We start from the raw sequence: 8,346 nt of genomic DNA on the forward strand, positions 1-8,346 counted from the left end.
AATGGGATTTTTCCTAAAAAAATTTAAATATTGCTTTTTATTTTTATCAATAGATGAAACGTTATATATTCTCTATAATGATTGGTATTATCTATATAGTCAGGCATAACGAGAGGAAAAAGGCGGATGAATATTCGTGATCTGGAGTACCTAGTTGCACTTGCTGAGCACAAGCACTTTAGACGTGCTGCGGATTCTTGCCATGTAAGTCAGCCTACGCTGAGCGGTCAAATTCGTAAGCTTGAAGAAGAGCTCGGCGTGATGCTATTAGAAAGAACCAGCCGAAAAGTGCTTTTTACTCAACAAGGTTTATTGCTCGTTGAGCAAGCAAGAACGATCTTAAGGGAGATAAAAGTTCTACAAGAAATGGCCGCTTTACAAGGTGAAAGCATGTCAGGGCCTTTACATATAGGACTGATCCCAACTGTTGCACCTTATTTGCTTCCGCACATTATTCCTGAATTACACCGTGTGCACCCTAAACTAGAAATTTACTTACACGAAGCGCAGACTCAGCAATTATTAGCTCAGTTAGATAGTGGTAAGTTGGATTGCGCTATTCTGGCAGAAGTCAAAGAAACCGAACCCTTTATTGTGGTGCCATTATTTGAAGAGCCAATGAAACTCGCGATTTATGAAAATCACCCATGGCATGACCGTGATACGGTTGAAATGGGCGAATTAGCGGGTGAGAAATTATTGATGCTAGAAGATGGTCACTGTTTACGTGATCAAGCGATGGGGTTCTGTTTCCAAGCCGGGGCAAAAGAAGATACCCATTTCAGAGCGACGAGCTTAGAAACGCTGAGAAACATGGTAGCAGCGGGTAGCGGAATTACATTGCTGCCAGATTTGGCTGTACCTCATGAGGCTTGTCGTGATGGCGTTTGTTACTTGAACTGTATTGAACCTGAGCCAAAACGCCGCATTGTATTAGTTTATCGTCCAGGGTCTCCATTGCGTGGACGTTATGAGCAGCTTGCTGAGACAATTTACAGCTCGATGGATAAGTACTACAGAAATAAAAAGTAAGCGATAAAAACAAAAAAAGTGATTGCGGGAATAAACCTGCAATCACTTATTCTAAAGCCAATCGTTCAGTGTAAAGCGTAGAGAACCGCTAAAACAGTCGATTTAGACCATTCAATGCCGCAACTCGGAACGCTTCAGCCATGGTTGGATAGTTAAATGTGGTATTAATGAAGTATTCGATGGTATTCCCTTCACCTTTTTGTTCCATAATCGCTTGGCCGATATGAATAATTTCAGCCGCTCTCTCACCGAAACAGTGAATACCTAAAATTTGAAGAGTTTCTCTATGGAAGAGAATTTTCAAACTACCCACATTCATGCCGGCAATCTGTGCTCGTGCTAAATGTTTAAACTGAGCACGACCGACTTCATAAGGGACTTTCATTGCCGTCAATTCTTGTTCTGTTTTACCCACGGAACTAATTTCTGGAATGGTATAAATGCCCGTCGGAATATCTTCAACTAAATGGGCATTACCTAAGCCAGAGGTAATTGCACGAGCCGCAATTCGCCCTTGATCATAAGCAGCAGAAGCTAGGCTTGGATAGCCAATCACATCGCCAACAGCATAGATATGCTCATTACTGGTGCGATAAGCATGGTCAACTTTGACTAAGCCGCGACCATCCGCTTCGATTCCCACATTCGCCAGACCGATATTATCAGTATTACCAGTACGACCGTTCGCGAACAGTAAGCAATCCGCTTTCACTTTTTTGCCTGATTTAAGATGAACAATAACGCCATCATCTAAACCTTCAATCTTTTCATACTCTTCGTTGTGACGGATAACCACGCCACTGTTCCAGAAATGATAAGACAATGCATCAGACATTTCTTGATCAAGGAATGCGAGTAAGTGATCGCGAGTGTTGATCAAATCGACTTTGACACCTAACCCACGAAATATGGATGCGTACTCACAACCAATCACACCCGCACCATAAATAATCACATGGCGAGGTTCGTGGGAAAGGCTGAGAATGGTATCGCTGTTATAAATTCGGGAGTGGGTAAAATCAACATCAGGCGGGCAATAAGGTCGTGAGCCAGTCGCAATAATAATTTTATCTGCGCTAAGGACATCACAACTCCCATCTGCATAGCGTACGCTAACATGTTGATCATCAACAAAAGTTGCTTCACCAGAAAACATTTGGCAACCATTGCGTTCATAAAATCCTTCACGCATACGAGTTTGTTGACTTATAACGGTTTCGGCATGAGTAAGAATTTCAGAAAAAGAGGAGCGTAAACTGCGGGAATTATCACTATATAGAGGGTTTTGATTAAATTCGATAATTCGACTAACAGCATGACGAAGGGCTTTAGAGGGAATAGTACCCCAGTGGGTACAGCCGCCGCCGACACTGTTATAACGTTCTATAACAGCAACGTTTTTTCCTTGTTTAACTAGGCCCATAGCGGCACCTTCACCACCAGGACCGGAACCAATGACAATTGCATCAAAATGGGTATGTTGTTGCATGAGGTAAGCCTGTTTTAATTCTAGGGACGTTGTGATAGTAACATTCGTTTGCCATCTTGTCTCAATTCGAAATCCTAAAGACAAATAAGTATAGAAATCAAATAAAAATAAAGGCGTGCAAAGTATATAAAAAATTTATAGAAAAAAGTCGATAAAAGACACAGCCTAGAAAAAAATGAAGCTGGGTGAAATTCTGAAAATGGCGAAATTGATGGGAGAGTCATCTTTTCATTAAACTAGATTAATAATTTTCAGGTATGCTTAACGGATGGGCGCATTCAAAAGTGATATTTTGATCTATTCGCGGCGTTTTAATTGTAGAAAACTAGGAAAATCGTGAGCAACACTATTGGCGTTAGAGCAAAACAGAAAGAAAAAACTCGTCGTTCGCTCGTGGAAGCGGCATTTAGCCAATTAAGTGCAGAACGTAGTTTTACTAGCCTCAGCTTACGGGAAGTCGCTCGTGAAGCGGGCATCGCACCAACTTCGTTTTACCGTCACTTCAAAGATGTTGATGAGCTTGGGTTAACCATGGTTGATGAGAGCGGTTTGATGCTACGCCAACTTATGAGACAAGCGCGTCAACGTATCGCAAAAGGCGGGAGTGTGATCCGCACGTCAGTCTCCACTTTTATGGAGTTTATTGGTAATAACCCTAACGCGTTTAGGTTACTATTGCGTGAGCGCTCAGGAACTTCTGCTGAGTTTCGTGCTGCGGTCGCACGAGAAATCCAACATTTTATTGCAGAATTAGCGGATTATCTTGAATTAGAAAATCGTACGCCGCGGTATTTCACTGAAATGCAAGCCGAAGCCATGGTCACTATCGTGTTTAGTGCAGGTGCTGAAGCGCTTGATATTGATGAAGAAAAACGTCGACGCCTCGAAGAGCGGTTAGTATTACAGCTACGTATGATAGCGAAAGGCGCATATTACTGGTACCGCCGCGAGCAAGAAAAACAAAATGATACAGACCCTGACTTAACCAAAGAGTAAAGGAGAGACAATGACGGAACACAAAAATTATGAGAGAAGCACGTTACTGCTATCTTTAGTAATCGGCTTATCGACTCATGGAACGTTCTCTACCCTGTTTAATTCCCTTGTGGAATTTTCTATTTTCCCAATCGTCACATTAATTTTGGCTGTTTACTGTTTACACCAGCGCTATTTAAATCAAGCTATGCCAATGGGATTACCAAAATTTGTCGCCGGCAGCTTTTTCTTAGGTATGTTTGGCTACGCGGCGATTTTACGCGTCCAACATCCTGATGTCGGTTCTAACTTTATCCCAGCAACCGTGATTGTGATTATTGCACTGTGGATGTATACCAGCTGGAAAGCGCGTAAAAAAGAGCTGCAAGAACAAGCTCTCGAAAGTGACACTGAACATTAATATCAGTTTTGAATAAAAATATCGATTTTGAATATAAAAAACGCCGCAACATAATAGTGCGGCGTTTTTTATGGGTAATATATAGAGAATAATTAGCGTCGAGTGAGTAACACACCACTTTCCATATGATGGGTGTATGGGAATTGGTCAAATAAAGCCAGTTTTTCGACTTTATGAGTTTTGGTGAGTTCCGCTAAATTATCGCACAGCGTTTCAGGGTTACAGGAGATATACAGAATATGGTCATATTCTTGTACCAGCTGAACCGTTTTGTCATCCAAGCCGCTGCGTGGCGGGTCGACAAAAATCGTATTGCACTGGTAGTCTGCTAAATTAATCCCTTCTAAACGATTAAATTCACGAACACCATTCATGGCTTGAGTAAAATCTTCCGCAGACATTCGGATAATCTGCACATTATCTATTTTGTTCGCTTCTATATTGTATTGCGCCGCATGCACTGAAGGCTTGGCAATTTCAGTCGCTAAAACACGATTGAAGTTTTGAGCTAGCGCCAGTGAAAAGTTGCCGTTACCACAATACAACTCTAATAAGTCACCAGTTGAATGTTGAGTCGCATCAATCGCCCACTCTAACATTTTAATATTCACCTGTGCGTTTGGTTGTGTGAAGCTATTTTCCACTTGGCGATAAATCATGTTTTTCCCTTTTACAGGTAAAACTTCATCGACATAATCGTGGTCGAGCATAATTTTAGTTTTAGAGGCGCGACCAATAATTTGAACATCAAAGCCTTTGGCCGTTAAATCGGCTTTCAATTGTTTGGCTTGTTCCGTCCATTCATCACCTAATTTTTTATGATAAAGCAGAGAAACAATTAGCTTATTGCTTAGCGTCGATAAGTAATCTATCTGGAATAATTTGTGGCGCAGTAACTCAGAGCGTTTTAATAAAGGCAGAAGTTCAGCCATCATGTCGTTAATGAGCTGGCTAGCAACTGGAAATGACTCAATTCGAATGCGTTCTTTGGTCTCTTTATCAAACATAATATGAAATAGGTCATCACCTTCGTGCCAAATTCTAAATTCTGCACGCATCCGATAATGGGAGGTTGGAGATGAATAAATTTCAGGTTCAGGCGCAGCATAAGGGGCCATCAAACTCTTCAGACGGTCAACTTTCTCTGCAAGTTGCAGTTCGTAATCTTCGGTGTGCAAGGTGTTTTGCATCATATGGCCCCATAAAACAGTCAAAATTCACATCAGGGGCGAAATTGTAGGGCAAGCAGCGAAGATGTCCAGTTTTCATTATCGATTCATGGACACTGATAGTTATTCAATTTAGGATTATGTGCTGTGGTTGAGGGAATTTGGTGAGAGTCCAGAACTGACGCGCAACGGTAATTAAGGTATTCCCGTCATTCTTCAAGCTACATGGGTGTTGGCATCGCTCAGCTATCCTAGTCACATACTTCAGTATGCTCCTAGGAATATCTTCGCTTGTCGCCTACATGCAGCGTGAATTATTTAGGGGATATAACAGGTCGAATTTTCATTTTATATATCGCTTCATATATAGAAACCCAACTTGTCACTTTATAAGTCCGATACCTACCACACTTCTTATCGCTTTGTTGAATTTCAGCGCGGATCTGATTTTCGGCGTCGCGGAATGTTAATTTAATTGATTTTCCGAGTGTAAATATAATGAATAATAACAAGTCGCTACCGCTATCGGTGGCAGCTCTGGCAGTGTTGTGCGGTATTTCCTCTTTGGCAAGTGCAAACTCAAACTCGTCTGATGAAATGGTAGTGTCTGCTAACCGTTTCGAGCAACCAATCTCTTCTATATTAGCGCCAGTCACTGTCGTGACCCGTGAAGATATTGATCACTGGCAGTCAAATACCGTGATTGATGTATTGAGACGCCTGCCGGGAGTGGATGTTGCTCAGAATGGTGGAATGGGACAACAAAGTTCTCTCTTTATTAGAGGAACAGAATCACGCCATGTTCTGGTTTTGATTGATGGTGTCCGCCTTAATCAAGCGGGAATTTCTGGTTCTTCGGATATGAGCCAAATTCCAATCTCGTTAGTGCAGCGTATTGAATATATTCGTGGCGCCCGTTCAGCAGTTTATGGCTCTGATGCGGTAGGTGGCGTTATCAATATTATTACACGTCGCGATAATGATGGAACCACCTTAAATGCGGGCATTGGTTCTTATGGTTATCAAAACTATAACGGTTCAATGCAGCAAAAAATTGGTGAGAATACAACCGTTACGGGAGCTGCTGCTTATACACATACAACAGGATTTGATGTGGAGGCGAGAGGAAATACAGGAGGGCATCCCCAACCAGACAAAGATGGTTTTCTTAATAAAACATTATGGCTAGGTGTGGAACATCAATTTACCCCAGATGTTTTAGCTTATGCCAGAGCTTATGGGTACGATAATCGAACAAATTATGATGCCTCTGAATTTGCTGGTATTTTGGCTGATACCCGCAAGCTATATAGCCGTACCTATGAAACTGGTGTTAAATATCATCAGGAGAAATACTCTACTTCATTAATGGGCAGCTATAGTCACGTTAAAGATTATAACTATGACCCAAGATATGGAAAATACGGTAAAGGTTCTCGTGCTGATGATTCGAAACAGTATAACGTTCAATGGGGAAATAATTACCAATTTGAAAATGGTACAGTTTCGGCTGGCGTTGATTATCAAAAGCAAACCATTGAAGCGGGAACATCTTCGTTACCAAACAATGAATCAATCAATAATACCGGAATCTATTTAACGTCTCAGCAAGCAATCTCGGCTTTTACTATTGAAGGCGCTGTAAGGTCTGAAAAACACTCAGAGTTTGGCTGGCATACAACATGGCAAGCAGGCGCTGGATGGGAATTCATTGATGGATATCAGCTAATAGGCTCTTATGCTACGGCTTATAAAGCACCAAACATTAGCCAACTATATGCTTCAGCGCCATATGGCAATCCAGACCTAAAGCCAGAAGAAAGCAAGCAATGGGAAGGTGGAGTGAAAGGGCTCACAGGTCCTTTAAATTGGCAATTAGTTGCATATAAGAATGAAATTACCAATCTTATTGATGCGAAAGCCGAAACTAATTGGGGATGGCAAAATGTCGGTGAGGCGACAATAAAAGGTATCGAGTGGAACGGAGATATGGATACAGGCATATTCCACCATCAGCTTACATATCAATATACCGATCCTAGGGACGATAAAACGAATAAAGTCTTAATTCGTCGAGCTAAGCAACAAATCAAATATCAACTAGATTGGAATGTTGCCAATGTAGATTGGGGGCTAACTTATCAATATATTGGCTCTAGATATGATAAAGACTTCGGTCAATATGATACTAGTACTGGTGACTATAAAAGATTAAAACTTGGTGGTGTTAGTCTTTGGGATATCACTGCTGCATATCCAATCACTTCACATCTCACAATTCGTGGTAAAATAGCTAATATGTTCGATAAAGACTATGAGACCGCGTATGGTTATCGCACCGCTGGAAGAGAATATTTCCTCACAGGAAGCTACAACTTCTGATAACAACCTATCTGTTCGCCCGACCATTCTGGTGTTTGACTCCGGAGTGGGCGGGTTATCTGTCTATCGTGAAGTCAAAAAACTGATCCCAAATGCGCACTATATATATGCATTCGATAATGAAGCTTTCCCTTATGGGGAGAAAAGTGAAGAGTTCATTATTGATAGGGTTTATCAAATCGTTAATGCCATCGCGAAAAAGCATCCTCTCACCATTGCCGTCATTGCGTGTAATACTGCAAGCACGGTGAGCTTACCTAACTTAAGAGCGAATTTTACTTTCCCAATTGTCGGCGTCGTTCCGGCGATTAAGCCCGCAACCAAACTGACGCGTAACGGTGTTGTTGGTTTATTGGCAACTCGGGGTACGGTAAATCGTGAATACACAAAAGAGCTGATTGAGCGTTTTGCGACAGACTGCAAAGTGATCTCTTTAGGTTCAGCAGAACTCGTGCAACTGGCAGAGAGAAAGTTGCATGGTGAAATACTGCCGCTGGATGAAGTGGCTCAAGCCGTCAAACCGTGGATCAAAATGAAAGAAGCCCCAGATACGGTGATTCTTGGGTGTACCCACTTCCCTCTTATAGTAGAAGAGTTAGAAAAAGTGCTACCAAGTGGAACGCGATTTATTGATTCCGGCGCCGCGATTGCCAGAAGAACCGTTTGGCTCATCAATAATCAGGCTGAAGTTACGGATTCAAATGAAGAAGACTTCGCTTACTGCTTATTAATGAATGAGAGTTTACAAGAATTACGCCCTGTTCTTGAGGCGGAAGGCTTCAAATCGCTGCAAAAACTGGCAATTTAAACTAAATTCGTTGAAAAGCTGAGCGAACGAAAAAAAACATCAAAAAAAGGGTTGCCAGATTTTTCTGACT

At 41.7% G+C, this 8,346-nt stretch carries 7 protein-coding genes; 5 read left to right on the forward strand and 2 right to left on the reverse strand.

Features of this window, described 5'->3' with window-relative positions:
* The first annotated feature begins 126 nt into the window (after nt 1-126).
* On the forward strand, nt 127-1,032 hold the full coding sequence (gene oxyR / locus PR799_RS12530; protein ID WP_036950898.1) for a DNA-binding transcriptional regulator OxyR: 906 nt from the start codon (nt 127-129) through the stop codon (nt 1,030-1,032).
* Between the two features lie 88 nt (nt 1,033-1,120).
* On the opposite strand, the gene sthA is transcribed toward oxyR, so the two are convergent.
* Nucleotides 1,121-2,521 (reverse strand): Si-specific NAD(P)(+) transhydrogenase, encoded by a 1,401-nt coding sequence (gene sthA, locus PR799_RS12535; protein WP_036950900.1) that lies wholly within the window; start codon nt 2,519-2,521, stop codon nt 1,121-1,123.
* Nucleotides 2,522-2,857: 336 nt separating this feature from the next.
* Here sthA and fabR point away from each other — a divergent pair, with 336 nt between their 5' ends.
* Together fabR and PR799_RS12545 are read left to right on the forward strand one after the other, a co-directional pair.
* Nucleotides 2,858-3,517: an HTH-type transcriptional repressor FabR gene (fabR, locus tag PR799_RS12540; protein WP_036950902.1), complete on the forward strand. Its 660-nt coding sequence runs from the start codon at nt 2,858-2,860 to the stop codon at nt 3,515-3,517.
* Nucleotides 3,518-3,527: 10 nt separating this feature from the next.
* The gene (locus tag PR799_RS12545; RefSeq protein WP_272522237.1) at nt 3,528-3,917 is read left to right on the forward strand and encodes a YijD family membrane protein; all 390 of its coding nucleotides are present in this window, start codon (nt 3,528-3,530) and stop codon (nt 3,915-3,917) included.
* Nucleotides 3,918-4,009: 92 nt separating this feature from the next.
* Here the strand turns inward: PR799_RS12545 and trmA are convergent, their stop codons facing one another.
* On the reverse strand, nt 4,010-5,107 hold the full coding sequence (gene trmA / locus PR799_RS12550) for a tRNA (uridine(54)-C5)-methyltransferase TrmA (protein ID WP_272522247.1): 1,098 nt from the start codon (nt 5,105-5,107) through the stop codon (nt 4,010-4,012).
* 477 nt (nt 5,108-5,584) lie between these two features.
* On the opposite strand from trmA, the gene btuB reads away from it, so the two are divergent.
* Entirely contained in the window at nt 5,585-7,468 is a 1,884-nt protein-coding gene (gene btuB, locus PR799_RS12555; protein WP_272522238.1) for a TonB-dependent vitamin B12 receptor BtuB, read from the forward strand.
* A complete protein-coding gene (gene murI, locus PR799_RS12560) occupies nt 7,413-8,276 on the forward strand; it encodes a glutamate racemase (RefSeq protein ID WP_154609922.1) in 864 nt (287 codons plus the stop codon). Before btuB ends, murI begins: the two co-directional genes overlap by 56 nt.
* Nucleotides 8,277-8,346 lie beyond the last annotated feature (70 nt).

It is taken from the genome of Providencia sp. PROV202, assembly GCF_028479565.1.
Classification (GTDB): Bacteria; Pseudomonadota; Gammaproteobacteria; order Enterobacterales; family Enterobacteriaceae; genus Providencia; species Providencia zhijiangensis.